Annotated in this window: 31 protein-coding genes and 1 riboswitch; of the genes, 22 read left to right on the forward strand and 9 right to left on the reverse strand. The window is 62.3% G+C overall.

Features of this window, described 5'->3' with window-relative positions; genetic code table 11:
- Positions 1-3 precede the first annotated feature (3 nt).
- The 8 genes from ABIB36_RS08580 to ABIB36_RS08615 all read left to right on the forward strand — a co-directional run bounded on the left by ABIB36_RS08580 (position 4) and on the right by ABIB36_RS08615 (position 5,794).
- Positions 4-567 carry a hypothetical protein gene (locus tag ABIB36_RS08580; protein WP_354559758.1) on the forward strand — a complete coding sequence of 188 codons (564 nt, stop codon included), beginning with the start codon at positions 4-6 and terminating at the stop codon, positions 565-567.
- Positions 564-1,166: a signal peptidase I gene (locus ABIB36_RS08585; RefSeq protein ID WP_354559756.1), complete on the forward strand. Its 603-nt coding sequence runs from the start codon at positions 564-566 to the stop codon at positions 1,164-1,166. Before ABIB36_RS08580 ends, ABIB36_RS08585 begins: the two co-directional genes overlap by 4 nt.
- Positions 1,163-1,681, forward strand: coding sequence for a hypothetical protein (locus tag ABIB36_RS08590; protein ID WP_084345414.1), 519 nt, complete (start codon positions 1,163-1,165; stop codon positions 1,679-1,681). Before ABIB36_RS08585 ends, ABIB36_RS08590 begins: the two co-directional genes overlap by 4 nt.
- Positions 1,678-2,304, forward strand: a complete 627-nt coding sequence (locus ABIB36_RS08595) for a TasA family protein (RefSeq protein ID WP_354559754.1) — start codon at positions 1,678-1,680, stop codon at positions 2,302-2,304. The genes ABIB36_RS08590 and ABIB36_RS08595 overlap by 4 nt, the downstream gene beginning before the upstream one ends.
- An 11-nt stretch (positions 2,305-2,315) precedes the next feature.
- Positions 2,316-2,885, forward strand: coding sequence for a signal peptidase I (locus ABIB36_RS08600; protein WP_354559752.1), 570 nt, complete (start codon positions 2,316-2,318; stop codon positions 2,883-2,885).
- A complete protein-coding gene (locus ABIB36_RS08605) occupies positions 2,869-3,486 on the forward strand; it encodes a SipW-dependent-type signal peptide-containing protein (RefSeq protein WP_143542040.1) in 618 nt (205 codons plus the stop codon). Before ABIB36_RS08600 ends, ABIB36_RS08605 begins: the two co-directional genes overlap by 17 nt.
- Positions 3,487-3,493: 7 nt before the next feature.
- Positions 3,494-5,215, forward strand: a complete 1,722-nt coding sequence (locus ABIB36_RS08610) for a signal peptidase I (RefSeq protein WP_354559749.1) — start codon at positions 3,494-3,496, stop codon at positions 5,213-5,215.
- A gap of 138 nt (positions 5,216-5,353) precedes the next feature.
- A complete protein-coding gene (locus ABIB36_RS08615) occupies positions 5,354-5,794 on the forward strand; it encodes an LGFP repeat-containing protein (protein ID WP_084345412.1) in 441 nt (146 codons plus the stop codon).
- Positions 5,795-5,940: 146 nt separating this feature from the next.
- Here ABIB36_RS08615 and ABIB36_RS08620 read toward each other — a convergent pair whose 3' ends face one another.
- Entirely contained in the window at positions 5,941-6,459 is a 519-nt protein-coding gene (locus tag ABIB36_RS08620; protein ID WP_354559747.1) for a methylated-DNA--[protein]-cysteine S-methyltransferase, read from the reverse strand.
- A gap of 75 nt (positions 6,460-6,534) precedes the next feature.
- On the opposite strand from ABIB36_RS08620, the gene yczR reads away from it, so the two are divergent.
- Positions 6,535-8,013, forward strand: a complete 1,479-nt coding sequence (yczR, locus tag ABIB36_RS08625; protein ID WP_354559745.1) for a MocR-like transcription factor YczR — start codon at positions 6,535-6,537, stop codon at positions 8,011-8,013.
- Positions 8,014-8,023: 10 nt separating this feature from the next.
- Here yczR and ABIB36_RS08630 read toward each other — a convergent pair whose 3' ends face one another.
- Positions 8,024-9,100, reverse strand: a complete 1,077-nt coding sequence (locus ABIB36_RS08630; RefSeq protein ID WP_084345410.1) for a CaiB/BaiF CoA transferase family protein — start codon at positions 9,098-9,100, stop codon at positions 8,024-8,026.
- Between the two features lie 117 nt (positions 9,101-9,217).
- On the opposite strand from ABIB36_RS08630, the gene purT reads away from it, so the two are divergent.
- Both purT and ABIB36_RS08640 read left to right on the forward strand, forming a co-directional pair.
- A complete protein-coding gene (purT, locus tag ABIB36_RS08635) occupies positions 9,218-10,405 on the forward strand; it encodes a formate-dependent phosphoribosylglycinamide formyltransferase (RefSeq protein WP_354559743.1) in 1,188 nt (395 codons plus the stop codon).
- Positions 10,402-10,884: a DUF456 domain-containing protein gene (locus ABIB36_RS08640; protein WP_084345408.1), complete on the forward strand. Its 483-nt coding sequence runs from the start codon at positions 10,402-10,404 to the stop codon at positions 10,882-10,884. The genes purT and ABIB36_RS08640 overlap by 4 nt, the downstream gene beginning before the upstream one ends.
- An 8-nt stretch (positions 10,885-10,892) precedes the next feature.
- Here the strand turns inward: ABIB36_RS08640 and ABIB36_RS08645 are convergent, their stop codons facing one another.
- Positions 10,893-11,627, reverse strand: a complete 735-nt coding sequence (locus ABIB36_RS08645) for an amidohydrolase family protein (RefSeq protein WP_354559741.1) — start codon at positions 11,625-11,627, stop codon at positions 10,893-10,895.
- A gap of 38 nt (positions 11,628-11,665) precedes the next feature.
- Here ABIB36_RS08645 and ABIB36_RS08650 point away from each other — a divergent pair, with 38 nt between their 5' ends.
- Positions 11,666-12,535 (forward strand): SMP-30/gluconolactonase/LRE family protein, encoded by an 870-nt coding sequence (locus tag ABIB36_RS08650; RefSeq protein ID WP_502944896.1) that lies wholly within the window; start codon positions 11,666-11,668, stop codon positions 12,533-12,535.
- Between the two features lie 58 nt (positions 12,536-12,593).
- On the opposite strand, the gene ABIB36_RS08655 is transcribed toward ABIB36_RS08650, so the two are convergent.
- Positions 12,594-13,979 (reverse strand): FAD-dependent oxidoreductase, encoded by a 1,386-nt coding sequence (locus ABIB36_RS08655; RefSeq protein WP_354571548.1) that lies wholly within the window; start codon positions 13,977-13,979, stop codon positions 12,594-12,596.
- A gap of 440 nt (positions 13,980-14,419) precedes the next feature.
- Between ABIB36_RS08655 and ABIB36_RS08660 the strand changes: the two genes are divergently transcribed.
- From ABIB36_RS08660 to ABIB36_RS08675, 4 genes are read left to right on the forward strand one after another with little or no spacing between them, the layout of a single operon-like run.
- Positions 14,420-15,310 (forward strand): TauD/TfdA dioxygenase family protein, encoded by an 891-nt coding sequence (locus ABIB36_RS08660; protein WP_354563186.1) that lies wholly within the window; start codon positions 14,420-14,422, stop codon positions 15,308-15,310.
- 20 nt (positions 15,311-15,330) lie between these two features.
- A complete protein-coding gene (locus tag ABIB36_RS08665) occupies positions 15,331-15,858 on the forward strand; it encodes an Rv0361 family membrane protein (protein ID WP_084346326.1) in 528 nt (175 codons plus the stop codon).
- Positions 15,859-15,895: 37 nt separating this feature from the next.
- Positions 15,896-16,309, forward strand: a complete 414-nt coding sequence (locus tag ABIB36_RS08670) for a rhodanese-like domain-containing protein (protein WP_354563183.1) — start codon at positions 15,896-15,898, stop codon at positions 16,307-16,309.
- 17 nt (positions 16,310-16,326) lie between these two features.
- Complete coding sequence (locus ABIB36_RS08675) at positions 16,327-17,565, forward strand: O-succinylhomoserine sulfhydrylase (RefSeq protein WP_084346324.1); 1,239 nt, start codon at positions 16,327-16,329, stop codon at positions 17,563-17,565.
- Positions 17,566-17,594: 29 nt separating this feature from the next.
- Here ABIB36_RS08675 and ABIB36_RS08680 read toward each other — a convergent pair whose 3' ends face one another.
- From ABIB36_RS08680 to ABIB36_RS08700, 5 genes are all read right to left on the reverse strand, one after another.
- A complete protein-coding gene (locus tag ABIB36_RS08680) occupies positions 17,595-18,710 on the reverse strand; it encodes an isochorismate synthase (protein WP_354563181.1) in 1,116 nt (371 codons plus the stop codon).
- Positions 18,710-19,468 carry an HAD-IIA family hydrolase gene (locus ABIB36_RS08685; RefSeq protein WP_373270526.1) on the reverse strand — a complete coding sequence of 253 codons (759 nt, stop codon included), beginning with the start codon at positions 19,466-19,468 and terminating at the stop codon, positions 18,710-18,712. The genes ABIB36_RS08680 and ABIB36_RS08685 overlap by 1 nt, the downstream gene beginning before the upstream one ends.
- Positions 19,469-19,553: 85 nt before the next feature.
- The gene (locus tag ABIB36_RS08690; RefSeq protein ID WP_502950150.1) at positions 19,554-19,883 is read right to left on the reverse strand and encodes a WhiB family transcriptional regulator; all 330 of its coding nucleotides are present in this window, start codon (positions 19,881-19,883) and stop codon (positions 19,554-19,556) included.
- Positions 19,884-19,952: 69 nt separating this feature from the next.
- Positions 19,953-21,440, reverse strand: coding sequence for an MFS transporter (locus tag ABIB36_RS08695; RefSeq protein ID WP_354563178.1), 1,488 nt, complete (start codon positions 21,438-21,440; stop codon positions 19,953-19,955).
- Between the two features lie 83 nt (positions 21,441-21,523).
- Positions 21,524-21,751, reverse strand: a complete 228-nt coding sequence (locus ABIB36_RS08700) for a hypothetical protein (protein WP_354563176.1) — start codon at positions 21,749-21,751, stop codon at positions 21,524-21,526.
- Positions 21,751-21,848, forward strand: a riboswitch (SAM riboswitch). It overlaps the preceding gene by 1 nt.
- Positions 21,849-21,852: 4 nt before the next feature.
- On the opposite strand from ABIB36_RS08700, the gene ABIB36_RS08705 reads away from it, so the two are divergent.
- The 6 genes from ABIB36_RS08705 to ABIB36_RS08730 all read left to right on the forward strand — a co-directional run bounded on the left by ABIB36_RS08705 (position 21,853) and on the right by ABIB36_RS08730 (position 26,901).
- Positions 21,853-21,927, forward strand: coding sequence for a putative leader peptide (locus ABIB36_RS08705; protein WP_354563199.1), 75 nt, complete (start codon positions 21,853-21,855; stop codon positions 21,925-21,927).
- A gap of 87 nt (positions 21,928-22,014) precedes the next feature.
- The gene (locus tag ABIB36_RS08710; RefSeq protein WP_502950152.1) at positions 22,015-22,959 is read left to right on the forward strand and encodes an amino acid ABC transporter permease; all 945 of its coding nucleotides are present in this window, start codon (positions 22,015-22,017) and stop codon (positions 22,957-22,959) included.
- A complete protein-coding gene (locus ABIB36_RS08715; protein ID WP_354563174.1) occupies positions 22,956-23,738 on the forward strand; it encodes an amino acid ABC transporter ATP-binding protein in 783 nt (260 codons plus the stop codon). The genes ABIB36_RS08710 and ABIB36_RS08715 overlap by 4 nt, the downstream gene beginning before the upstream one ends.
- Positions 23,739-23,773: 35 nt before the next feature.
- Complete coding sequence (locus tag ABIB36_RS08720) at positions 23,774-24,748, forward strand: ABC transporter substrate-binding protein (protein WP_354563172.1); 975 nt, start codon at positions 23,774-23,776, stop codon at positions 24,746-24,748.
- A 27-nt stretch (positions 24,749-24,775) separates the two neighbouring features.
- On the forward strand, positions 24,776-25,861 hold the full coding sequence (locus ABIB36_RS08725) for an FAD-dependent oxidoreductase (RefSeq protein WP_354563170.1): 1,086 nt from the start codon (positions 24,776-24,778) through the stop codon (positions 25,859-25,861).
- Positions 25,858-26,901: an LLM class flavin-dependent oxidoreductase gene (locus ABIB36_RS08730; RefSeq protein WP_354563168.1), complete on the forward strand. Its 1,044-nt coding sequence runs from the start codon at positions 25,858-25,860 to the stop codon at positions 26,899-26,901. Before ABIB36_RS08725 ends, ABIB36_RS08730 begins: the two co-directional genes overlap by 4 nt.
- Positions 26,902-26,932 lie beyond the last annotated feature (31 nt).

Consider the following 26,932-nt stretch of genomic DNA (forward strand, 5'->3'; position numbering starts at 1 on the left):
GGGTTGAAGCACAGGCGCTATTGGGCGCTCGCAGCCGCGTCCGTCGTCGTGCTGGTCTTCGGATCAGCACAGACGACGGGCGCGTTGTGGCGTGATCAGGAAGTGGTTGCCGGTGGAACGGTCACTTCGGGCACTTTGGACATCAAGGTGGGTCCATCGGGTGCCGAGGTGAACAACTACACCCTTGCGGCATTGGGGTCGACTAATTTGAGGCCCAACGGGTTCTCGCAGGCACCGCTGTCGATTCGCAATGCAGGTAATCAGCCGTTCAACTACAGGTTGCAAGGTACTTCGGTCAGTGGGGTGAACCCCATCCCGTTCAACTTGACCATCACCAAAGTTGTTGCAGCAGCCAACTGCGTGGTGAACGGCGGTGCGCCTACCGGTAGCACGACCGTTCTGTTCAACGGACCGGCATCCAATGCGCAAGTTCCTGTTGCTCCCGCCGCCAGATTGCTTGCACCCACAGCGAACGAGGTGTGGTGCTTTCGATTGGCGACGGTTTCTGAACCACCACAGAGCGCGACCTCGCAGGTCACGTTTTCGTTCAGGGCGGATCAGACATGAGTTCCGTCGATGACACCGATGTCATCCCGACTGTCTCGGCGGAGAAGGCTGACGAGAAGAGCGGGGTTCGGTGGTGGTTCAGCCGTATCGTTTCCTACACATTGTTGGCGGCGATGCTGTTGATTCTGGCTGTGACAGTGGTACTCCCGCGAGTCACGGGGGCGACCCCGTACACGATTCTCACCTCGTCGATGCGGCCTGCGTATCCGCCGGGCACCCTGGTGGTCGTGAAGCCGGTCGATCCACACGAGCTCGGAGTCGGTACCCCCATCACCTACCAATTTGCCTCGGGCTTGCCGGAGTTGGTGACGCACCGAATTGTGGCAATCCGACAGAGCGGTGCAGGTGAACTCACCTTCATCACCCGCGGGGACAACAACGGCTCCGACGACGAGAATCCGGTGCAGGTTGGCCAGATTCGCGGCAAACTCTGGTACGCAATTCCCTACATGGGCTACGTCAATAATTGGCTCAACGGTGAACAGCGGAAGATCACGGTGACGATTATCGTGATCGGGCTTGCGGGGTATGCGCTCTACATGTTCGGCAGCGCCGGAATGGAGCATCGCAACAAGCGGAAGGCATCTGGAGCGCCATGACACGTAACGTGTCGGTCTGCTGGGTCACCGGGCTCGCCACCTTGGCGTGCGTGCTGCTGATCGGCGCCGGCCCGAGCCGGCCCGTTCCGAGCGTCAGCTACAGCAGCGACGCGGAGTCGTGGACACGCACTCTTTCCGATCCGTTGTTCGACAACGATATTCGGTGGGTTCCAGGAGACAGGCGCAGCACGGAGCTTCACGTCTCGAACGACACGGACGACGATGGTCGCCTGGTTCTGTTCGTGGAGAGTCGGAACCCTGCCCTCCGAGAGATGTTGACATTGTCGGTCGAGGGCGGGGATCAGGCAGTGAGGTGCACGCACATTTCCGTACCCGCCCACGAAACACTCCTGGTCGAAACAACTCTCGAGTTGAATGTCGAGGCGAGTAATGAAACACAAAGTGCAACAGCGGGTATCGACCTCCTGGTCCAATGGGACAAAGAAGACGATGACGTATGTGTCGGGTGGGCGCTACGTAACCTGGTCGATGGACAGGAAGAGGCTCAGCCGTGATCGCGCGTAAGAGTGACGGGTTCGACCCGTCGGCCGCAATGCGGCGTGTCGGCCACGCCCTCGTCAGTGCTCGGGCTCGTGCGATCATGTCGATCGGAATCGTTCTCGGTCTCGGTGCAGTGGGAACCCTGGCTGCATGGTCGGATACCTCGGTGGCGACGTCCGGGCAATTCGAGACGGGCACGATCGACATCAAGCTCGACGGGGTGGACAACAACCCGGCGTCGATCTCGACGGGACTGAAGAAGGCCGCAATGCTGCCCGGTGACGCGGTTTCCGCGTCGTTCGTCGTGCAGAACCAGGGCTCGGTCGTGTTCACCTACACAATTGGAGCCTCGATGACGGACGCACCCTTCGGGCAATTGCTGGTACTCGAGGCCTACGCCGGTACAACATGCACGGGCACCGTGCTCGGGACTCGAACCGGTCTCACTACCTCCACACAGCCGTTCGTGGTCAGTGGCACGACCCCACTGACACGTCCGAACGTGGCGGCAAAGGTTGGAGCGACACCAGGTGCGGACCCACTGTGCATTTCGGCCACGATGCCCTCGAGCGCGATCTTGCCGGGAACGGTGCGGACTGGAACGATCTCGCTCACTTTCACTGCGACGTCGACATGAGCGAGCCTGCAATGACACATGAGATCGACGGACCTTCCTCGAAGGTGTCCACCGCCGCCCGGCGTGTTCTGCGTGAAATCTTGCTAACGGTCGGCGCTATCAGCGGGCTGGTGTGCATCGGGATTGCGCTGGCTGCGGCAATTTTCGGTATCACGCCTCTGGTGTTTCGGTCCGGGTCGATGTCGCCGGCAATCGACACCGGCGCGCTTGCTTTTGCGAGAAGTACGCCGGCTACGGAACTCGAAGTCGGTGACGTCGTCTCGGTGACGAATGCGAGCGGGGACCGGGTAACTCACCGCATCGAATCCATCGAAGTCGTAACGGGTAACAGCGCTACTCTCGTACTCAAGGGTGACGCCAACACGGACGTCGATTCCGAGCCTTACGTAGTCAGCGAGGCGGATCGAATTCTGTTCAGTGTGAACAGGCTTGGGTACGTCGTCACCTGGTTGTCCGGGCCGGTCGCGGTCTTCGCCGGAGGCGTGCTTGTGGGTGTGCTGCTGATGGTTGCATGGCGCCCGGGTGGCCTGCAGCCGACGTCGAGAGTCGATCCAGAGGTGAACGATGAACCCGCCGAATAGATCACCTGTGCGACGTGCGCTGGAATCGCTGACGAGTACTCGCGCTCGAATCCTTCTCACTCTCGGCATCGTTCTCGGGCTGGGCACGGTCGGCACGATGGCTGCGTGGACCGACAATTCGACGGCCACCTCCGGAACCTTCAGCACCGGAACCGTCAGCTTGCTGATCAACAACGTCAGTCCATACAACTTCACCAGCTTGACGCTTGCGAGCATGTTGCCCGGTGAAAGCAGGGCGGCAACCCTGCAGGTTCAGAACAAGGGCACGGTTCCGTTGAAATACAGCATGAGTGCGACGACGCCGGCGGGAAGTCCAGCGCTCACGGAATTCCTACAGATCACCATCTTCCCGGGCGCCTCGCCCACCAACACCACGACCAACGGGATGCGGACCGGGGGTTGCACGGGTACGCAGGTGGGGCAGGCGACGCTCGCAGCCGGTGCATCGGTCAACGTCATCACCACTGTCCGTGATCTTGCCGCGACCACCGGCGTGGACGATCTGTGTGTCATTGCCAAACTTTCCGCGACGGCACCGACCACGGTGCAGAACCAGACGCTGAGCGCGGTCACCTTCAACTTCTCCGCGACGACAGTGTGAGGTCGAGATGAGTATGCAAGCGAATCGAACAAGTCCGAGCCCGGCGCGGGGCGTCCGCAGGACTGCCCTGATATTTGCCGCGACCGTCGGTGCAGTTGTCGGATTCGCGGTCCTGGCGTCACTGATCTTCGGGGTCAAGGCACTCGTTTTCCAATCCGGTTCCATGTCGCCGACCATCGAGACCGGCGCACTCGGCTTCGCGCATTCCGTGCCTGCCGCCGATATTCGCCTCGGTGACGTGATCAGTGTCGACGGTGAGGGTGGTACTCGAATCACTCACCGTGTGGTCGGCATCGACGCCAGCTCCGGTGACGCCGCAGAAGTTCGGCTTCGGGGCGATGCCAACCAGCAAGCAGACCTCGTGCCGTACGCCATCACGTCCGCAGACCGAGTCTTCTTCCACGTGAACGGGTTGGGTTACGTTCTCGTCTGGCTCTCGAACCCGTTTGTCGCTGCGGCCGGCGTACTCGGTGCAGCTCTAGCGCTGTCGACGGCCGTTCGGCCGAACTGGCGACGACGGAACACTCACCTGCACAGTCGAGTTCGTGATGAGGCGTCGAATTCCGAACCGGCTATCCCCGCGCAGGGATCGACCAAGATTCTTTACCGCAGTCCTCTCGTTCTGACTTTGGTGCTCCTGACGGCCGTCAGCACCGCAGACGTTTCGGGCACCAGTGCCGCCCTCACCGCCACGGCAGCTGCGAAGAGCGGTGCGTTCGGTTCGAAGGCGGCCTTCGTACCGAGGATCAATACCCCTCTCAGCGGCGGCAGGCTCGTTGACTGTCAGGAGCCAGGCTTCTACGACATCCTTGTGAGTTGGACACACATCGGTGCGCCGTACACGTACAAAATAGCGCTGAGAACTATGAACAACCAGATCTACACGACGTTCAACGTGACTCCACCAGTAGGGGCTGCCGCAGGGGCCACGGTCACTGCCGGCTACGGGCCGTTTCCCAATACAAATGGACTTGCTTTCGACTTCAACCTCGAAGTACATACTGCGCTCCCCTCCTCCGGTGCGGTGTCATCCGCCTGGGCGGGAACGGTGATCCATCGTCCGGCATCAGGCACACGGGCCCGGTGCGGCAGAGCGAGCAGCACCGGAATTGTGCGGGACGTATCCGGGGACGATCCAGTTCCGGCGAACACCCCAGCAATGGCCGGGGCGCAGCGTCGGTCTCTCGATCCCGAGCGGACCAGCGAAGCCGCGCCGACGACTACTCCCGGTGCAGCGTCGACAACCGATCAGCCGTCGACGACCCAGCCGGCACCTGATGAGCCGTCAACGCCAGCGCCGTCCGCAACGGCCGCCCCCGGAGAGACGAGCACTACCTCGCCGGACTCGCCAGCACCGACCGTCCCACCGATAGCGCCTGCGCCGACGGAGGAGCCGCTCACCTCACCCGTCGGATCGTCGTCGGGCAATTACACGGCACAGGTCGTCCAGTCGGCTACCGGACCCAGCGCCGTGATCAGGAACGGGGATACCGAGGTGTACCGCACCGGTGTCTCGGCCGGAGACGTGGTGGGATGGGTGCCGGGCACCGATGTGCTGCAGATCGTGACGGAGAGCGGCACGTGGACGGTCTCCAACTCCGCTGGCGTCTGGGTCAAGACTGCGGTCGTACCGCCCCCGGCAGCGCCGCCCGTGCCCGCGCCGGGTCAGGCACCGTTGGAACAGGAGCCGGAAGAGCCCGTTCCTTCTACCGAATCTGGGCCTGCCTAGAGATCGCCCGGTGGGGCTGCAGGGCATCCAACAGTGAGCGACTCGCTAGGTAGAAAAACGAATATCTTCGATTCGACTTCCCGGAACGTTGAAAAGGGGGGACAATAGTGGGCAATTAATGCGACGGAAGGTCGGTCGATGCCCACTACATACTGCGGTCTCGAAGTTTTCGGATATCAATTCGATCGCTTTGCCTACGAGCACCCGTGGATCGGCGAGCAGGTCGGCGATTTCATGCTCGGTCCAGGTGGCGGAGGAATGCTCGAATACCGGAATGCGACGGTGTTCGCACTCCCCGAGGGCGGCGCCCACGAAGTGCACGGGGAGATACTTGCCTTCTATCTGAAGCACAGCGGACCGTACGGCTCGCTGGGTTACCCGATCAGCAACGAAAAGCCCACGCCCACGGGTTACGGGCGCTACAACCTGTTCGAGCGCGGATCGATCGGTTGGATGCCCGAGACGGGAGCCTTCATCATCGGTGGCCGAAGCGAAGGCGACGCGACGGCACCGGGTTCCGAGGCAGGTAATGCGCCTTCTGCCGACTTACCCGCGGATTCGATCTCCATTCCTGCCTGAAAGATACCGCTGGATTCTTTTCCTGTGGTAATTCAAGCCCGACGGATTGATTCATCGAATTCGAATGAATAAGAAACTTGCGGAATTGATTACCTGAACATTTATTGAATCTGCACTTACACGCAACTCTTCTCGCTCGAGCGCGGTCAAAAAAGTGTCGGCTCCCCGAACCCCGCAACACCCTCGATCGACAGAATCTTCTCCTTGGTGCTCGCCCCGCCCGGTGCGGAGAATCCGCCCACCTCGCGCCCAGCGCCGAGGACGCGGTGGCACGGGATGATGATCGGAACCGGGTTACGGCCCAGCGCTCCGCCCACTGCCTGCGCGGCACCTGGCTGCCCGAGCCGAGCAGCGAGCGCCCCATACGTCATCGTCGACCGAAGCGGTATGGCCCGCGTGACGCTGTAGACCGCACCGTCGAACTCCGAGACGTCGAGGACTACCGGAATTGCAGAAAGATCGACGCGCTTGCCGTCGAGGAGTGCAGTGATCAGTTCGACGGCCTCTCGGGCCGCACCCAGTGGAACTGCCGGTTCACCGCCGAAGCCATGCAGATACTCCGACAGTGCGTCGCCCGATTCCGGTAATCCGACGGCGGTGATACCGGCGTCGGACCAGGCCAGGCCACACCTCCCGAGAGCGGTATCGAAGAGTACGTAGGGCACCCCTCCAGTATGAACCAGTCCACTGGATGGGTCGTTGGATTTGATTCCGAATGCCAGTGGGCGAATACTCGAGCGATGGCAACGAGGGTTCTCCATGCGACATCGCTGGCACGCGATCTAGGACGCTGGCGCACCGATGCCGATGACGGGTCCAGTAGGCGTCGGACGTCCCGGCCGACGTACCGGGCGCTCGCCGACGGCGTCCGACTCCTCATTCACGACGGGCGGATCCCGTTGGGGGTGGGTCTGCCGAGTGAGCGGGACCTCTCCGCTGCGCTCGAGCTGAGCCGCACCACGATCACCTCTTCGTACGCAGTCCTTCGCGAGGAGGGCTACCTCATCAGCAAGCAGGGCGCGCGCAGCACGGTCGCCCTTCCCGACGCGGCGCGCCCCAACGGCATACTCCTCCAGACGAAGTCGTCGAGCGGGCCGGTGGTGGACATGAGCCACGCTGCGATGGCGGCCCCGACCGAGGCGATGCTGGCGGCGTACGGCTCTGCGCTGCAAGCACTTCCAACGTACTTGTCCACGCACGGCATGGAGCCGATCGGCCTCGCAGTGCTACGTGAGGCAATCGCTCGACGGTTCACCGAGCGGGGCCTCGCGACCACCCCCGATCAGATCATGGTCACCTCTGGAGCGCAGCAGGCCCTGGGGTTGTTGTTGGGCACGTTGACCTCGCCGGGTGATCGCGTGCTGATCGATCATCCGACGTACCCCAACGCGCTCGAGGCGATCCGGCGCATCGGCGCGCGACCGGTCCCGGTGCCGATCCGCCCTGACGACGACGCGTGGGATCTGGAAGGTATCCGCAGTGCGGCCAGACAGACCGCGGCGAAAGTCGCGTACATGATCCTGGACTTCCACAATCCGACGGGAAGGTGCTTGGACGCCGATGGCCGCGCTGAACTCGCGCGGATCGCCCGCGACACGTCGATGACACTGATCGTCGACGAGACGATGGTGGATCTGTGGCTCGACAGCCCACCGCCACCACCGGTCGCGTCGTTCGGTCGGGTGTCCGGGACCGATATCGTCACCATCGGTTCGGCGTCGAAGTCGTATTGGGGTGGTCTGCGCATCGGATGGATCAGAGCAAATCCGTCGTTGATCAGTCAGCTCGCGGGCTCGCGGGCCGCGCACGATCTGGGTACCTCGATCATGGATCAGCTGGCTGCAGGGTTTCTACTCGAGGACGCGGATGCGATTCTCGAAACCAGAAGGACGCAACTGCGGGAGCGTCGTACGGTCTTGGAAGATGCTATCGCCGAACATCTTCCGGGCTGGCGTTACCGGCGTTCGACGGGTGGGATGTCGCTGTGGTTGCAGATTCCCGCGCCCGTATCGAGTGCATTGGCCGCGACTGCGCCTGCGTTCGGGGCGGTACTGGCAGCCGGTCCGCGTTTCGGCGTCGAGGGTGCGTTCGAGCGCTTCCTTCGGATGCCGTACACACGCGAACCCGCCGAGCTCGCCGCAGCGGTCACGGCCACTGCGGCGGCGTACCGGGCGTTGGCCCCCACTGTCGAGGGTCAACAACCGGCGCTCGTCTTCTGAACGAAAAGGCTCAGCGCCAGAGTGTCTCGACGTCTGCTGCGGTCGTCGGGGGAGCGGTCGGGGTGCCGTTCGGGGTACGTGAGAAACGCGGTGCCGGGCGGTGTTGAGTGACGCCGTCGACCTCGATGAGCGTGCCGCGATCTTTCAGATGCCGTTGCTCGGGAGCTTCGGCGAACGTCAGGACCGGGGACACGCACGCGTCTGTGCCGTCGAAAATTGCAGCCCACTCGTCGCGGGTCTTGGATTTGAAGGTGGCAGTGAAAAGTTCGGCCATCTCGGGCCAGCGGTCACGCTCACCTTGGCCTGGAGTTGTCGCCGGATCCAGCTGCAGCAGTGTGAGCATCTCGGCGAAGAACTGCGGTTCCAGCGCGCCGACGGCCATGTACTTTCCGTCGGAAGTCTCGTAGGTGTCGTAAAAGGGAAATCCGGTGTCGAGCATGTTGACTCCGCGCTCGTCCGACCAGGCGCCGATGCCGCGTAGGCCCCAGATCATGTGTGAGAGTGCGGCGGTGCCGTCGACCATCGCAGCGTCGACGACCTGGCCCTTGCCTGAAGTCTGGCGTTCGAACAGTGCAGCCAGAATGCCGAAGATCAAGAACATCGACCCGCCGCCGAAATCACCGACCATGTTCAACGGTGGCACCGGGCGCTCACCCTTGCGCCCGATTGCATTCAGAACACCGGTGACGGAGATGTAGTTGATGTCGTGGCCGGCGGCCGCGGACCACGGACCTTCCTGTCCCCATCCGGTCATTCGGCCGTAGACGAGACGTGGGTTGCGGGCGAGGACATCCTCCGGGCCCAGGCCGAGTCGCTCGGTGACGCCGGGACGGAAGCCTTCGATCAGGACGTCGGCACGCTCGAGCAGGCCGAGGACTTTCTCGATGTCGGCCGGGTCCTTGAGGTTTGCTTCGACGATCGTTCGGCTACGGAGTTGCTGATCGTGTTCGGCGATCTGCCCGGCGCGTTGCACTCGGACGACGTCGGCACCGAGATCTGCCAACAGCAGCGCCGCGTGCGGCCCCGGTCCGATTCCAGCAAGTTCTACGACGCGAAGCCCCGTGAGTGGTCCACCGCTACTCGACACATTTCCTCGTTCCGATCAGGTCGGCTCGTTCGGCAGGCCGACTGGGTGTCTGGAGGTTAACTTGTGCTTGGACGTCAAAGTAGTCCGGGTATGGATAATGGGCAGGTGAGCGCGGCAATGGAATCTGGACGGATCGGCACACCTCTTACCTCGGGTGCGACGCGGGTGATGCTGCTCGGAGCAGGTGAGCTGGGTAAAGAAGTCATCATCGCGTTCCAGCGCCTCGGCGTCGAGGTGATTGCCGTCGATCGTTACGACAATGCCCCAGGCCATCAGGTAGCCCACCACTGTTTCACCATCGACATGAGCGATCCGGAACAGTTGCTGTCCCTGATCGACGCCCAGCAACCGGACTTCGTGGTTCCCGAGATCGAAGCCATCGCCACCGATGCTCTTGCCGAGGTGGAGCAGCGCGGACGCACGGTCGTCATCCCGACAGCTCGCGCAACACAGCTGACGATGAACCGCGAAGGAATCCGTCGGCTCGCGGCCGAAGAGTTGCAATTACCCACTTCGCCTTTCGCTTTCGCGGATTCACTCGACGAGGTGCGTAAGTCGTTGTCCACCATAGGTTTTCCTTCGGTGATCAAGCCGGTGATGTCTTCCTCGGGTAAGGGCCAGTCGGTAGTGCACGGCCCCGAGGACGTCGAACAGGCATGGGAGTACGCGCTGAAGGGTGGCCGCGTCGATCTCGGTCGCGTCATCGTGGAAGGGTTCGTCGATTTCGACTACGAGATAACACTTCTGACCGTCCGTTCGGTTGCGGGAACAGATTTCTGCGAGCCGATCGGTCACCTGCAGGAAGCGGGGGATTATATCGAATCCTGGCAACCCCAGCCGATGTCCGACACCGCCCTGGCACGAGCGAAAGACGTCGCCGACCGGATCACCACTGCGCTCGGGGGGCGCGGAGTCTTCGGTGTCGAACTGTTCGTCAAGGGGGACGACGTCTACTTCTCCGAGGTAAGCCCTCGCCCACACGACACCGGCCTGGTCACCCTGCGCACCCAACGCTTCTCGGAATTCGAACTGCACGCCCGTGCGATCCTCGGACTGCCCGTGGACACGACGCTCCTTTCGCCCGGCGCATCCGCGGTGATCTACGGCGGAGTCGACGCGAGAGGAATCAGCTTCGAAGGCGTCGCGGACGCGCTGGCCGTGCCGGAAACCGATCTTCGCTTGTTCGGCAAGCCGGAGAGCTTCGTGCGCAGACGGATAGGTGTTGCGGTGTCGACAGCCGCGGACATAGCCACCGCCCGGTCCAGGGCCGTCGAAGCCGCAGGAAAGGTTCACCCGGTCACGTGAGCGGCTACGCGGAAGTACTCGTGGGACTGGTTATTGCAGTGGGGTTGATCGGAGTCGTCGTTCCGATCCTGCCCGGAACGATCCTGATCTTCGCGGCGATCGGGCTGTGGGCGCTGTTGACCGGCGGTAGCGCAGCGTGGACGGCGTTCGGTATCGCGACGGTCTTGCTCGTGGTCAGCGGTGTCGTCAAGTACACCTGGCCCGGGAGGCGGATGCGCGACGCCGGTGTTCCCACGCGCTCGTTGATCCTCGGTGGATTGCTCGGCATCGTCGGCTTTTTCGTCATCCCGGTGGTCGGGCTGTTCGTCGGATTCGTGCTCGGCGTCTATGCCGCCGAGCTTCCTCGGCATCGAAGTCATTCCGCCGCATGGCAATCCACGATCCATGCAACCAAAGCTGCGGGGTTGTCGATACTCGTCGAACTGTTGGGCGCCCTGCTGGCAAGCGCGGTCTGGCTTTCCGCCGTCTTCGCATTCTGAAGTGTCGGTCAGGTGACGCGATACCAGGCGCGCGCGTTGCCGTCGAGAACTGCGGGTAGGTCGCCACCGACCGCTTCGGCGATGAGGTTCAGATCGGATTCGAGGAACGGGCGCGGTGCGCGCGTGCCGGGCAGATCGGTTCCGAACATCAGCGCCGTCGGATCGACATCGTGAATCCGACGCATGGTCTCCACGATGTCGAGATCCACTCTGCCGAAGCCTGTTGCTTTGACGCGCACTCCTCGGTCCACCAGGTTGAGCAGGTACGACAAGCCTTTGGACGACATGCCGAGGTGGTCGATACTGACAGCGGGCAGCTTCGCCAGAATCGGTTCGAGCGAGAGAAGCATGGACGCATCGACGTAAAGTTCGGCAGGCCATCCGACGAGGTCGAATGCGCGCCGCGCCTGCGTGGTCAGGGTTTGTATGTCGGTAGCGCCGCGCCGGAGATTCAACCGTAGAGCACGTACTCCGGCATCGTCGAGCGCGAGGATGTCCTCGTCGGTGGCGTCGGGCGAGAGTTGAATCACCCCGACCCAGCCGCGGCCCAACGCAGCCAGTGCGGCAACCATGAAGGTCTGATCGCTGCCCTGAAACGATGCGCTGACCACGGCACCACCGGTGATGCCGAGTCCGTCGATTCGGGCCGTGTAGTCGGCGATGGTGAACGGCTCCGGGACGAATCCGTTGTTTTCGACAAGGGGGTAGGCGGGATCGATGATGTGAAAGTGAGCGTCGAACACGCCTCACAGCATGACAGGTGTGTGTTTCGATGGCGTTCATGAAACCTGAAGTCACAGTTGTCCTCGAGAACTACACGTACTTGGAGTGTCCGCGCTGGCACTCCGGCCGTATCTGGGTATCGGACTTCTACAGCCAGCAGGTGATCTCTGCCGAGGCGGACGGCTCCGATGCCCGCATCGAGGCAGAGGTCCCGCAGCAGCCGTCCGGGCTGGGGTGGCTTCCCGACGGCAGGTTGCTCGTGGTGTCGATGCGCGATCAGAAGATTCTGCGGCGTGAGGACGACGGAAGCCTCGTCGTGCATGCCGATCTGTCTTCGTACGTCGGCGCCAACCTCAACGACATGCTGGTCGACGCCGGCGGCCGTGCGTATGTCGGTAACTTCGGCTTCGATTTGATGAACCTCGCGACGCCCGCGACGGCGAATCTACTGCGGGTCGATCCCGATGGCTCCGTCCACGTCGCAGCGAAAGACCTGTACTTTCCCAACGGGATGGCCATGACGGAGGACGGGGAACTGCTCGTCGACGAGACGATAGGCAACCGCGTGAGTGCGTTCGCGGTTCATCCCGATGGATCGCTCGGGGAGCGGCGTGACTGGGTGAAGTTCGCCGAACTCCCCGACATGGGCGACGTGACTGCCGCACTCGGGCAGCTGGTCGTAGCCGCCGACGGGTGCTGTATCGACACCGACGGAACGCTGTGGGTAGCCGACGCGCTCGGGCAACGTGTGGTTCACCTCGCGCACGGCAAAGGCATCATCGATCAGCTCGACTTCGATACCGGTGTCTTCGCATGCGGACTCGGTGGGGACGACGGCCGCACATTGTTCGTCTGCGCCGCACCCGACTTCAACGAACATCAGCGCAAGGTGGAGACGGCAGGAAAACTGCTGGCAGTTCAGATATAGAGGCTGCGCGCATGTGAGTGGAAATACGTCCTTCAGGCGTATTTCCACTCACATGCCGCTAGGCCTTGTCCGGCTCGGACGCCTTCAGCATGTCCTCACGCTCGACGACCTTGACGCGTTCGCGGCCTTCTGTTTCGCCGAGGCTGCGTTCGTGGGCGTCGAGGCGGTACCAGCCGTCCCAGGTGGTGAAGGGGACTTTCTTGCTCTCGAGGAAGTCGGTGACGGCCTGCTCGGTGGGTTCGGGGGCAGCGGTGAAGTTCGGTGCGTCCTCGAGGAGGTTGGCGACGGTTTCGTTGGCGTCGCCTTTGGTGTGGCCGATGAGGCCGACGGGTCCGCGTTTGATCCAGCCGGTGACGTAGGTCGCCGGTACTGCACTGTGCGAGGATGCCGATTCGAGGACGCGGCCTGCTTCGTTGGGGATGGTGCCGGCTTGGTCGTCGAAGGGGAGTTGGGCGATGTTTTTGGAGAGGTATCCGACGGCGCGGTAGACCGCTTGGACGTCCCAGTCGTTGTATTTGCCGGTGCCTTTGACGTTGCCGGTGCCGTCGAGTGCGGTGCGTTCGGTGCGTAGGCCGATGACTTTGCCGTTGTCGCCGAGGATTTCGGTGGGGGATTCGAAGAAGTGCAGGAACAGTTTGTGGGGGCGGTTGCCGACGTCGCGGATGGCCCAGTCTTGGAGGGTGTTGGCGACCATGTCGACCTGCTTGGATCCGCGGCGTGCGGCTTCGGAGCCTTCGTCGTAGTCGATGTCTTCGGGGGCGACGATGACTTCGATGTTGGTGGAGTGGTCGAGTTCGCGGAGTTCGAGGGGGGTGAATTTGGCTTGTGCGGGTCCGCGGCGTCCGAAGACGTGGACTTCGATGGCTTTGTTGGTTTTGAGGCCGGCGTAGACGTTGGCGGGGATTTCGGTGGGGAGGAGTTCGTCGCCGGTTTTGGCGAGGACGCGGGCGACGTCGAGGGCGACGTTGCCGACGCCGAGTACGGCGACTTTTTCGGCCGTGAGGGGCCAGGTGCGGGGGACGTCGGGGTGGCCGTCGTACCAGGAGACGAAGTCGGCGGCGCCGTAGCTGCCGTCGAGGTCGATGCCGGGGATGTTGAGGTCGCGGTCGGCGTTGGCGCCGGTGGAGAAGATGACGGCGTCGTAGAAGCGGCGCATGTCGCCCAAGGTGATGTCGGTGCCGTAGTCGATGTTGCCGAGGAGGCGTACTTGTGGTTTGTCGAGGACTTTGTGTAGGGCGGTGATGATGCCTTTGATGCGGGGGTGGTCTGGTGCGACGCCGTAGCGGATGAGTCCGAAGGGGGCGGGCATGCGTTCGAACAGGTCGACGCTGACGCCGCGGCCGGCGATGTTGTAGTCGGACTTCATGAGTGCGTCGGCGGCGTAGATGCCTGCCGGTCCGGCGCCGACGATGGCGACGCGAAGTGGACGGGTCTGATCAGTCATGTGCAGCGAACTACCTTCGTCGAGGGAAGTACGGATACCCCAGCATAAATTAGGCATCACTTCGCTGGGTCGGTGGTCCTCATCACTGCGCTGTGAGCGGCACGAATCCATGAAATTGCGCTATTGCCCAGTTCCAGGTAGGAATTGCACTGTGCACACGACATTTCTGGTCCGGCGGATAGCCGTCGACTTCTGTCGTGTCTGCACCAATATGTGCTGTCGGTGACCACACCCGACTCGTGAGCCTTTCGGCCATTCCCTTTTTCGTTCGAATATCCCGCGCCCATGTCGGCTCCGCCCGGGATTTGTCGCTGCTCTCCCACGCTCGCTGATGCGTGAGAGACTGCAGGAAGACATCCGCCAGGTCAGAGCCGCGCTGGGTCCGCCGATGACGCGGTCCGCAGCGTAGAAGACTCCGCAGCGTAGGAGACAAGGAAGTCATGACCACCATCGATACGGCCGTCTCCCTCACTCTCGACAAGCTCGGTCCGCGTTTCGGCGCCGAAGTGATCGGACTCGATATTGCGTCGGCTTCCGACGCCGAGGTGCTGGCGGTCCGCCAGGCACTCGTCGAGCACAAGGTGCTGGTGCTGCGCGGGCAATCGCTCGACGACTCGGGCCAGATCGATTTCGGTCGCCGGCTCGGCGAGTTGACTGCCGGGCACCCGGTCCACCACAGCGGTGACATCGCAGAAGAGGTCTATGCCCTCGACAGTGCGGACAACGGGTTCGCCGATGTCTGGCATACCGACGTGACGTTCATGGCTCGTCCGCCGATGGGTTCGATTCTGCGATCCGTCGTACTACCTCCGCATGGCGGGGACACGAATTGGGCCGACAGTCAGCTTGCATACGAGTCGCTCTCGGCGCCGGTGCAGCAGATGATCGATCAGTTGACTGCTGTCCACGACGGCAACCGCGAGTTCGGTTACTACCTTGCTCAGAATCGCGGCGGCAAGGGCAATATCTGGGACGGTAAGGAAGTGACGGCGCTGGTACCCGTCGAGCATCCGGTAGTTCGGGTGCACCCCGAGACCGGGCGTAAGGGCATCTTCGTCAATCCGGGATTCACCTCCCATATCGTCGGTGTGTCCGAGGCCGAGAGTCGCGGAATTCTCGACCTTCTCTATGCGCACCTCACGAAGCCCGAGCATGTGGTCCGCCACCGCTGGCGTCTCGGCGACATCGTGTTGTGGGACAACCGCAGCACCTCTCACTATGCAAATCGCGACTACGGCGCCGAGCGTCGAGTGATGCACCGCATCACCCTGCGCGGCGACATTCCGATCGGCCCCGCAACAGGACAACCCCGGCCGAACCTCGGCGCGTAAAGACAAGGAAGATTGGTCGTATGGCGTCGTGGCGTGAACGAAGACAACAGTGGGCCGATTCTCGTGAGGAAGCGCAGAACAACGCCTCCGAAGCGGCAACCGAGGCAGGTGGGCGTCGTCCGGCGTCGGCCTGGCCGTTCGTGCTTGCAGCCGGGATAGTGGTTGCGATTCTTGCTGCTATTTTTCTCTCCGCCAAGTTTGCACCTGCGGAGAAGAACATCACCCAGGCCCAGTTGATGACGGACAGCATCACCGATTTCGTCGACGCGCAGAACAACGGCGATGCCGAGCTCCTGCGATCGGCGACGTGTCCGGACCAGGTCGCGAAGCTGATCAGCGGCACTGACGACCAGTACCGATCCGACCGGGCCGAATACGTTCAGGAGAACGGCAAGACCACGGTCGACGGCGTACCTACCGACTACCAGGTCAACGGTGACCGGGGCGTCGCGACGGTGCCGACGAAGGAAGCGAAGTCCGGAGCCACGGCCGACGAAGTGTGGAAGTTCGTTCGCTCCGGCGATCAATGGCTGGTGTGCAACGTATGAAAGATGTCGAATCCATCGAAAATGGAAGGCTTGACCCGTGACTTATGCAGGTGACATAACCCCTCGAGCAGCCTGGGAGCTGCTTCGCGCCGATCCCGATGCGGTATTGGTGGATGTGCGTACCCACGCGGAATGGCAATATGTCGGCGTGCCGGACACCTCGACGATCGAGCGGCCGACGCATCTCATCGAGTGGGTCAGCTACCCGGATGGTGCGCGCAACGAGCGCTTCGTCGAACAGTTGAAAGAATCCGGTGTCGACGGCTCCCGTCCAGTGGTGTTCCTGTGCCGATCCGGGCAGCGATCCATCGGGGCTGCCATCGCCGCAACTGCTGCCGGTATCGGCCCGTCGTACAACGTTCTCGACGGGTTCGAGGGCGCAACCGACGCCGAAGGCCATCGCGGCGCGACAGGGTGGCGTGCGGCAGGCTTGCCTTGGAGACAGTCGTGAGCGAAACAGGGAATCGGATGAGTGGCGGGCAGGGCTCGAGTATCCCGAAGGGGGGCGGCTTCGAGAAGCCGTTGCCCACGGGTGTCGGTCAGGGAACTTTGGGGGTCCGCGGTGGGTTGATGCGCTCGGGCTTCGACGAGAACTCCGAGGCGCTGTACCTGTCTTCCGGATTCGTCTATGAAAGTGCCGGTGCAGCCGAGCAGGCATTCACGGGCGAGATCGATCATTTCGTCTACTCGCGCTACGGCAACCCGACCGTGAAGATGTTCGAGGAGCGACTGCGTCTGATCGAGGGCGCTGAGGCGTGCTTCGGTACTTCGAGCGGGATGTCGGCGGTGTTCACCGCGCTCGGAGCGTTGTTGAAAGCAGGCGACCGACTGGTAGCGGCGCGCAGTCTGTTCGGATCGTGCTTCGTGGTGTGCAACGAAATTCTGCCGCGGTGGGGCGTGGAAACCGTCTTCGTCGACGGCGATGACAACGATCAGTGGGAAGAAGCACTGTCGGTTCCGACGACTGCCGTGTTCTTCGAGACGCCGTCGAATCCGATGCAGTCTCTCGTCGATGTCGTGCGGGTATCCGAGCTTGCGCACGCTGCGGGCGCAACTGTGGTGTTGGACAACGTCTTTGCGACTCCGTTGTTGCAGAAGAGTCTCGATCTGGGTGCTGACGTCGTGGTCTATTCGGGCACCAAACACATAGACGGTCAGGGCCGAGTTCTCGGCGGCGCGATCCTCGGGTCGGCCGAGTACATCGACGGACCGGTGAAGAATCTGATGCGCCACACCGGCCCTGCGCTGAGTCCGTTCAATGCGTGGACTTTGCTCAAGGGGCTCGAGACGATGCCGGTGCGAGTGCGGCACTCCACCCAGGCTGCGCTGGAGATCGCGCGGTTCCTCGAAGGGCATTCGGCGGTGTCGTGGGTCAAGTACCCCTATCTCGAATCGCACCCTCAGTACGAACTGGCGAAGTCCCAGATGAGCGGCGGCGGCACCGTCATCACGTTCGAGCTCGACGCGGCCGAGGGCGAGGGGAAGAAGCGAGCATTCGAATTCCTCGACGCGCTACGGATCGTCGACATCTCGAACAATCTCGGCGACGCGAAATCGCTCATCACTCATCCGGCAACCACCACTCACCGCGCTATGGGCCCGGAAGGTCGTGCCTCGGTTGGCATTACCGACGGCGTGGTGCGTATCTCGATCGGGCTGGAAGACACCGTGGACCTGATCGCAGATCTGGAGCAGGCGCTGAACTGACTGCTCGTCCGCACGCACTGTCGGTTCGGCTAGAGGCCCAGGGCAGAGAGAATCGTCCGGAACTTTGCAGTCGTTTCGGCAAGTTCGGCGTCGGGATCGGAAGCTTCGACGATCCCGCCGCCGGCTGTTGCGACGGCCGAGAGTCCGCCTGCCGCAAGCTCGAGGCCTCGGATTGCGACCATCCATTCGCCGTTTCCGGCGCCGTCCGTCCAGCCGACCGTGCCGGCGTAGAAGCCGCGTTTTCCTTCGATGCGTGCGATCGCCTCCATGGCCGCTGCGCGTGGAACTCCGGCGACGGCGGCGGTCGGATGCAGGGCGAGTGCTACCTCGAGCGCGGTTGTTGCTTCGTCTCGGAGAACGCCGGTGATCGGTGTACTGAGATGCCATAGCTGCGGAGTGCTACTGAGCTGCGGCCACTCTGGGATATCGAGCTCTGCGCAGAGCGGCTCCAACGCCGCTCGAATTTCCTCGACCACGAAACGGTGTTCGGCTTGGTCTTTCGTACTCGCCTGTAATCGTGCTGCGATCTCCGCGTCCATCCGGGGATCTTCGCTACGCGCTGCGGTACCGGCGAACGGGTGACAGGTGACCGTGGTGCCGTGGCGTCGTACCAGCAGTTCGGGGCTGGAACCGACCAGGTATTTACCCAAGAAGTCGCCGCCTGCCGCGGACAGGTCGACGGCGAAACCGTTGCCGAGTCGATCTGCACGCACCAACGCGTCGAGAAGCGAGAGTGGGGGGATCGGTCCATCCGCATGCAGTTGCAGTGACCGCGCCAGCACCACTTTCTGCGCCTCGCCTGCTCGCAACGCATCCACGAGCGCCCGTACTCGCTCGACGTGCACCGCCGAGGACGGGATCTGCCCACCGATGTGCACGCTCGGCAGTGGAACCACGGTCCCCGATGGCTGCCACGGACACTGCCGCCGGATCAGTTCGAGCGGCTCGACCAGTGCCGCTGGGTCGGCGACATCGAACGGTAGCGCCCCGACGACGGAGTGCCCAGCGCGGACAGCGTCGACAGCGTCCTGGACGGACGGATAGCAACGATCGGTTCCCCTGGCTTCGACGCTGTAGTCGCTGCGGGACAACACGAACGTGCCACTGTTCAGGTCGGCGGAATGGTCCGGGATAGCTCGGTCCATCAGAAGGGAGTCTGGGTGCGACCGACCAGATCTGCCACCGAGTTGATGACCTTGGTCGGGCGGAACGGGTACTGCTCCACCGACGCCGCCGTCGAAATGCCCGTCAACACCAGGATGGTCTGCAGCCCCGCTTCGAGTCCGGACACGATGTCGGTGTCCATGCGGTCGCCGATCATGAGGGTGCTCTCGGAATGGCCGCCGATCTTTCGGAGCGCAGACCTCATCATCAGCGCATTCGGCTTACCCACGTAGTAGGGCTCTTTCCCGGTCGCCTTGGTGATGAGTGCGGCGACGGATCCGGTGGCGGGCAGTGAACCGTCGCGAGATGGGCCGGTGGCGTCTGGATTGGTCGCGATGAAGCGTGCGCCCTTCTCGACCAGGCGGATTGCGGTAGTGATCGCTTCGAAGGAGTAGGTCCGGGTTTCACCGAGCACCACGTAATCGGGATTGGAGTCGGTGAGGACGTAACCGATGTCGTGCAGTGCCGTCGTCAAACCGGATTCGCCGACGACGTATGCGCTTCCGCCCGGTCGCTGATTACCGAGAAAGTTCGCGGTGGCCAGCGCGGAAGTCCAGATCGCCTTCTCCGGAATGTCCAGTCCGGTTCTTTCCAGACGGGCCCGCAAATCCCGGGGAGTTCGGATCGAATTGTTCGTCAGCACGACGAACGGGATGTCGTTCGACTGCAGTTCGGCAACGAACGCGTCGGCACCGGGAATGAGGTGGTCCTCGTGCACGAGGACGCCGTCCATGTCCATCAGATAGGTCCAACGCTGCGGTTCCTCTGGTGAGCTCACATCACCATTGTGCTCTACCGGGCTGTTCGAGAGCTGCAGATGTGCTCTATCCGGCCCTTTGCGCCCGGGCACGCTCGAGTGCACGTTCACGGGCCGTTGTCCCGCCCCATACGCCGAAGGGTTCGTTGGACGAGAGAGCGAAAAGTCGGCATTGGGTGAGGACGGGGCACTCCGCACACAGGGCTTTCGCCTGTTCTTCGCGCACTCGTCTCGCGGTCCGTCCTTCACCTGAGGGTGAAAAGAAGACCTCCGAGCTGGTGCCGCGGCAGGCCGCGTCCAATTGCCACTGCCACGCTTCGATTGTGGGCGCCATGACTCGATGATGGTCGGGCAAATGGCCGATTGGAAGATTTTCCATCATCGAGAGTCTGACCATGAGGTGAACTTTCGGATTTCATCGAACACCCCATGGCTACTCCTCTACCCGGAGACTGCGGTCCCGGCGTCAGTTCCGAGCGGTGGCGGGTTCGAATGCGCCGGCCGCCGACTCGACCTTTGTCGAAGTGGTCGGACTCTGGAAGCGCGGGATGAAGATGCAGAGTACGAGGGCAAGAATGGAAGCCCCTGCTGCGACTGCCATCGTCACATGGAAGGCTGCTTCGGAGGGGACACTGACCGCTCCGGTGCTGATGGTCATCTGCGCAAGGATGACCCCTGCCACTGCGCTGGCGAAAGATGTTCCGAGAGAACGCATCAGCGTGTTGAAGCTGTTGGCTGCACCGGTTTCCGAGGCGGGAACTGCGCCCATGATGAGGGCGGGCATAGCTCCGTAAGCAAGACCGATTCCGGCGCCGATGATGATCGAAATGAGAACCAGCAGCCACACCGCGCTGAGGGTGAGGGTGCCGAGCAGATATCCGACGGCGATGACGAGCGCGCCCAGCATCATGGTGACTTTCGGGCCTCTCGTTGTGGTGATGTGTGCGGAGATCGGTGCGACGAGCATCATGACCAGCCCGGAGGGAGCCATCACCAGGCCGGCAGCGAGGATCGACTGTCCCAACCCGTACCCCGTGGAGGTCGGCAACTGAAGAACCTGGGGAAAGACCAAGCTCATCGCGAAGAGCGCGAAGCCGACGAAAATCGAGGCGAGGTTGGTGAAGAGAACCTGCCGACGAACGGTGACGCGGAGGTCGACCAGCGGTTCTGCGGTGCGCAGTTCCCACCATGCCCAGAAGACGAACGATGCGAGTGAGGCGGCGAGCATGCCCAGTGTCAGGGCGCTGGTCCATCCCCAACTCGAACCTTTGGAAATTGCCAGAAGCAAGGTGATGAGTGCGACCGACAAGGATGCCGCTCCGGCGAAGTCGAAGCGCCCACCGGTACGGACCTTGGATTCGGGTACCACTGCCATGACCAGGCCGATGACGAAGACCCCGAGGGCGGAGGCCGCCCAGAACAAGTAATGCCAGCTTGCGTACTCGGCGATCAGTGATGCCGCGGGTATTCCGAGGGCTCCGCCGACGCCGAGCGACGCGCTCATCAGGGCAATCGAACTTGCGAGCTTCTTGGCAGGAAGGACATCGCGCATGACGCTGATTCCGAGCGGGATCACACCGGCTGCGAAACCCTGAAAGGTGCGGCCGACGACGAGTGGCACCACGGATGCGCTCAATGCGCCGATGACCGATCCGACGACGAGCAGAGCCAGACCGACGAGGAGCATCCTGCGCTTGCCGTACATGTCACCGAGGCGGCCCATCATGGGGACCGCTACAGCTCCGGCGAGCAACGTTGCGGTGATCACCCAGGCAGCGTTCGACGCAGATGTGTTCAACAGGGTGGGGAGCTGGGGGATCAGCGGAATGACCAAGGTCTGCATGAGCGCGACCACGACTCCCGCAAACGACAGGACCGCGACTATCGGACCCGTGCCGGCGCCTTTCGTGGAATCAGAGACCGCGGGGGCGGTGCCGGCCGAGCGTTGGGACATAAGTGCCTCCGGGGCATATGAGTAATAGCAAAAGCTTTCTAAATCAGTTGACTGAACAAAGTTAATTCACCTGACTCAATCCGTCAATCCGGGGACGCGTCGAACTCGGTGGAGCGAACAGTGTGGTCGGTACCGCGCGGCGGCGGGTCCGTTGCTGCGGCGGGATCGAATGAACCAGGGGTGCACGCGGACCGATTTCGGTGGGTTGCAAGGGTTGAAATCAACGTGATTGCAAGCCGAATATGCACTGCTGCAACATGAATGGAACTACTCGACTTGACGTATCCACTGCCGAAGGCATAGGTTTTCATCACCATCCAGAGCGACCGAGAGACCTTGGCTCTACGACGTCGCAGCAACCCCCTTTCTCACCGAAGGTGTGGGTGCTACCGCCAGGACCGATGGAGGAAACATGAGCTACGACACGTGGCGGCGCCTGCACGTAGATCTATGCCGCGTGGCGACCAGTACCTGTTGCCACGCCTGAGAACATCACAGACATTTTCTCCCGGTACACGCCACCCGAAGGGCGCTTTCGCATGCACACAATCATTCCGTGGTCCCCGTGACCGACATCGCAACCAGGCCCGCTCCCGGCATCGTCGCTGCTGATGCCGAAGAACTGGTAGTCGCTCGAAAGTGGCATCCATGGCGGTGGGTGACGAGCGCAGTCACCGTGGTCGTACTCGCTCAGTTCCTGCATGGATTCGTGACCAATCCTGGTTGGGATTGGGGCACATTCGCGGACTACTTCACTGCGCCATCGATACTGGCGGCTCTATGGCTCACCATTCAGTTGACGTTCTGGGGAACGCTGTTCGGATTCGTCATCGGGATCGCTCTCGCGGTGGCCAGACTGTCGGACAACCCTGTCCTGCAGGTGATCTCCTGGTCCTACATCTGGGCATTTCGGTCCATCCCCTTGATAGTCCAGCTCTTGTTCTGGTTCAACATCGCGTATCTGTATCGGACTCTGTCGCTGGGCGTTCCGTTCGGTCCGGCGTTCTTCGAGTTCGATGTCAACAGTGTCATCAGTGGCTCGACCGCGGCAATCATCGGTCTGGCACTACACCAAGCCGCGTATTCTGCCGAGATCGTTCGATCCGGGATCATCTCGGTCGATCAAGGCCAGCTGGAGGCAGCTGCTGCGTTGGGTATCCCCAAGCGTCGTGAGTTCTTCAAAATTGTTCTCCCACAGGCCATGCGCGGAATATTGCCGAATGCCGCCAACGAGGTCATCAGTCTCTTCAAAGGAACCTCGATCGTATCGGTGATGGCCATCGCCGAGCTGTTCTACCAGGTGCAGGTGGTGTACGGCCGCAACGGGCGGGTCGTACCGCTTCTGCTGGTGGCAACCGCCTGGTACATCGTGCTGACGTCGATCCTCTCGGTGATCCAGTTCTACGTCGAACGGCATTACGCGAAGGGTGCTGTGCGGACAATCCCACCGACCCCGATTCAGAAGCTGCGCAGCAAACTTTCCGAGATCACCCTGGCGCCACGAGGGGCTACACGATGACCGCGCTGCCGAAGAATTCCGAGTACGCCGTCGAGGTACGCGGCATCGAAAAGTCGTTCGGCACGCTGGAGGTACTCAAAGGCGTCGATCTTCTGGTACGCCCCGGCGAGGTCACGGTCATCATCGGGCCGTCCGGTTCGGGGAAGTCGACACTGCTGCGGGTTCTCAACCATCTCGAGAAAGTCGACCAGGGCACGGTTCGAATAGACGGTGAACTGGTGGGATATCGCCGCAAGGGCAACAAGTTACACGAACTGAGCAACAAGGAGATCCTTCGTCAGCGGTCGCAGATCGGGTTCGTGTTCCAGAACTTCAATCTCTTTCCGCACCTGACTGCGCTGGAAAATGTTGTCGAGGCGCCGGTCTCGGCACAGAAGCGCACTCGGTCCGAGGTCGAGATCGAGGCGAAGGCTTTGCTCGGGCGCGTCGGTCTTGCGGACAAGGAGCACGACTATCCGCGCCGGCTCTCCGGCGGGCAACAGCAACGCGTGGCTATTGCCCGAGCACTCGCATTGCGCCCCAAAGTAATTCTCTTCGACGAGCCCACCTCGGCTCTGGACCCTGAACTCGTCGGCGAGGTTCTCGAAGTAATTCGTGTTCTCGCCCGCGACGGAGCGACGCTCGTGATCGTGACCCATGAGGTCGGATTCGCTCGCGAGATCGCGGACAACATCGTCTTCATGGACGACGGACTGATCATCGAACAGGGGTCACCTGCCGCTCTGCTCGACAATCCGAAACAAGAACGAACCAAAGCCTTTCTCGCACGCGTCCTCTGACGCAGTTGCGCCACTTCGAACTACAAGGAACAGCCATGCCCGGATCCACCAGACGTCTCGCCGCAGTCGCCTCAGCGCTCGTCGCGGTCGCCCTCTCGGCCACCGCCTGCAGCGAACCCGCGACCGAGGACACCGTGACCGCATCCGATGGCGTGACCTACGACCTCTCTCCTGAACAGTCCGGCCGTATCCACGTCGACAAGGTCGATGAGATCGCCGCGAAGGTACCTCAGGAAATTCGGGATCGGGGCACGTTGATCGGCACGGGCTCGATCGGTTCGCTTCCCCCACTGGGCTTCTATGCCACCGACGACACGACGCCAATCGGTTCCGAGATCGATATCGCGTGGCTGATCGCCGACACCTTGGGCTTACAGCTCGACCGCCGAACTGCGGACTGGGCACAGAACTTCGTCAAGATCGACTCGGGTGAGAACGACGTATTCATCTCCAACGTCACTGTCACCGAGGAGCGAAAAGACAAGTACGACTTCGCTACCTACCGACTCGACAACCTCGCATTCGAGGCGAAGAAGGACAGCGGTTGGACGGTCGAGGGACGCACGGACGTCGCGGGTAAGAAGATCGGCGTGGGCTCGGGCACCAACCAGGAACAGTTGCTCGTCGACTGGAACGAGCAGAATGCGGCCGACGGGCTCCCTGCCGCGGAGATCGCGTACTACCAGAATGCGTCCGACTACTACCTGGCTCTCGGATCGGGTCGTATCGACGCATACTTCGGCCCCAACCCTTCTGCGGTCTATCACTCCTCCAGCACCGGTGAGAGCGAAGTGATCGGGACCTTCTCCGGTGCAGGGGACGCACTGCAAGGCGAGATCGCAGTGCTGACGAAGAAGGACAACGGCCTCATCGGGCCGATCCAGGAAGCCATCAACCACGTCATCGAGGACGGCAGTTACGAGAAGGTGCTCGCGAAATGGGGCCTGCAGTCCGAGGCTGTCTCCGAGTCGATCATCAACCCGCCCGGCTTGCCGCGCACGGCACCGTAACCAACTCGAACAGGTCAGGAAGTTGCCATGAAGGTAGTAGTCGTCGGCGGCGGCGTCATCGGGGCGGCATCGGCGTGGAGCCTCGCCAAGCGCGGACACGAGGTGACCCTCGTGGAACAGTTCCAGCCCGGCCACAAAAGCGGCGCCTCGCACGGGACGTCGAGGATTTTCCGGCACGCCTATGCCGACGATTACTACGTCGGCCTCGCTGCCCGCGCCTACACCTTGTGGCGCGAGCTCGAAATCGATACCGGTACAGACCTGCTCACCATTACCGGTGCCGTGGACCACGGGCTACCGGATATCGTGAGGCCGAGAATCGAAGCACTGCGACGCTCAGGACGGGCGGGGGAGGTTCTCGACCCGAACGAGGCGCACCGCCGCTGGCCGGGGATGACATTCGATACCACGGTGCTCCACCACCCCGATGCAGGTCGGTTGCATGCAGATCGCAGTGTCGCAGCCCTCACTTCGGTGGCCGAAAAGCTGGGAGTGCGAACAGAATACGGTAGCGCCGTTCGTGAGATTCTTCCAACGGAAGTTTCGACCGACGCCGGTAGTTTTGCCGCCGATCATGTGGTCGTCGCCGCGGGTGCGTGGACCTCTCGGATCGCATCGGCGCACGTGTCGATGCCAGAGCTGGTGACCACTCAGGAACAGCCCGCGCATTTCCTACCGATTCTCGACGCGTCGTGGCCCAGCTTCGTCCACCACCCCGGTGCCGCATTGCAGACGGAAGGAATCTACGGCCTCGCATCGGAGGACGGCGTCAAAATCGGCGAGCACGGTACCGGGCCAGTGGTCGATCCCGACACACGTGACTTCACGCCCGCTCCCGAGGGCGTGGAGCGCCTGAAAAGCTACGCGAGAGCATGGCTGCCAGGCGTCGATGTCGATTCTGCTGATCCACTGACCTGCTTGTACACAACGACCGCTGATTCGAATTTCATCGTCGATCGGTCCGGCAATCTGACTGTGGCCGCGGGTTTTTCCGGTCACGGTTTCAAATTCGCCCCCGCCGTGGGGGAGTTGGTGGCCGATCTCGTGGACGGCCGCACGCTCGGCACGGCACTGTTCGAGCTGGGCCCGCGCACTAGTGAGAGCGCAGCATGAAATTTCTGCTCATGACGCTGGTATCGAACAGTGCCGACCCGATTTCGCGGAAACTGAAGACCCCGGCCGAACGGCTCGGTGAAGTCATCGACACTGCGGTGCTCGCCGAAGAACTGGGTTTCGACGGCTTTGCAGTGGGGGAGCGCCATGAAGATCCGTTCATTTCGTCCTCCCCGCCGGTGATTCTGAGCGCTATCGCAGCTCGGACGTCGGAGATCGGACTGTTCACTGCGGTGACCACGTTGAGTCTTCTGGACCCGGTTCGCGCATTCGAGGACTACTCGACGCTCGACAACCTGTCCGGTGGTCGGCTGCAACTGATCATCGGAAAGGGTAATGGCACTGCACAGGCCGACTTGTTCGCTGTCACACCGCAGGATCAGTGGCAGCGAAATCGTGAAGGTTACGAGCTGTTTCGGATGCTCTGGGACAACGAGAAGGTGACCTGGTCGGGGCGGTTCCGCCCGCCGCTGGTGGGCGCGAAGACGTTGCCGCGTCCGTTGCAGAGTCGTATCCGCATCTGGCACGGCAGTGCAACAAGCAGACAGTCGGTGGATCTCGCTGCGCAGTACGGTGATCCGATATTTTCGGCCAACGTAACCCATCCCATCGAACCGTACGCCGCACTCGTCCGGCACTACCGCGAACGATGGGAGTTCCACGGTCATCGACCCGAGGGCGCTCTTGTCGGTGCAGGAACCGCAGGCTTCCATATCGCTCCGACCTCGCAGGAAGCCGTTGCTGCGTATCGGTTCACGTTCGAAGCACGCTTGGCAGCTCAGCGCAGCGCCGGCATTCCGGTGGTATTCGACTCGCTCGAGGATCTGGTCGAGCGCAGCTCTGCGTTGATCGGTAGCCCGGAGCAGGTGATCGACAAGGTGGGCCGCTACCACGAGCAGTTCGGACACGAAGTGATTCACCTGAGCGCCGACGCCGACGGTGTGACACCGCGGCAGTGGTGTCGAAGCCTCGAACTGTTCCAATCCGCCGTGGCCCCCGTCTTGCGCGAGCGACTTCCGAGCCGCCCGCTTGCCCCATAGTTCTGCTTCACCCTCCACCTTCCGTCCGTCA

The sequence above is a fragment of the Rhodococcus sp. UYP9 genome (assembly GCF_040547235.1).
Lineage (GTDB): Bacteria > Actinomycetota > Actinomycetes > Mycobacteriales > Mycobacteriaceae > Rhodococcoides.